The organism is Streptomyces sp. SID13726 (assembly GCF_010548375.1).
Taxonomy (GTDB): domain Bacteria; phylum Actinomycetota; class Actinomycetes; order Streptomycetales; family Streptomycetaceae; genus Streptomyces.
Genome location: NZ_JAAGLY010000354.1, coordinates 1 through 471 on the forward strand (window position 1 = coordinate 1; position 471 = coordinate 471).

Genomic DNA, 471 nt, shown 5'->3' on the forward strand with positions numbered 1-471 from the left:
GGGGATCGCGACCGTCACCGTCACCACGGGCGACGGCGCCGTCACGACGCTCGCCGGAGCGGTGGCCCGCGGCGAGGCGCCGACCGAGGAACTGGTGGTCTCCGTGGTCCGGCGACACAGGGCGCACGCGCTCCAGGACGTCTCCCGTGACGTGACCGAGCTCCTGCTCGACCTGTCGGTCGCCGACGAGTTCGACGTCCGGGACCTCGCGCTCCTGACGTCCGTGCCGCACCCCCGGGTCCACCTCGACCGGCTCCACGACGCGGGGGCGGTCATCCGCACCCCGGGGCGCTCCGGCCCGCTCTACGCGATCCGTCCCCGGCTGCGGCGGGCCCTGGTGGACGTCGCGCGCCACCGCCACCCGGCCCGGTTCCGAGCGCGCGCCCTCGGCGTCGCCGCCGAGCGGCTCGAGCGCGGCGAGACCCGGCGGGCCCTGCTGCTCGAGCTCGAGTCGGGCGACACGACGCAGGC

The 471-nt window shown here is 77.3% G+C and carries 1 protein-coding gene; it reads left to right on the forward strand.

What is annotated here, in order from left to right; genetic code table 11:
- Positions 1-471 (forward strand): hypothetical protein (locus G3I78_RS48040; protein ID WP_203616531.1); only part of this gene is annotated, 471 nt, incomplete at both ends.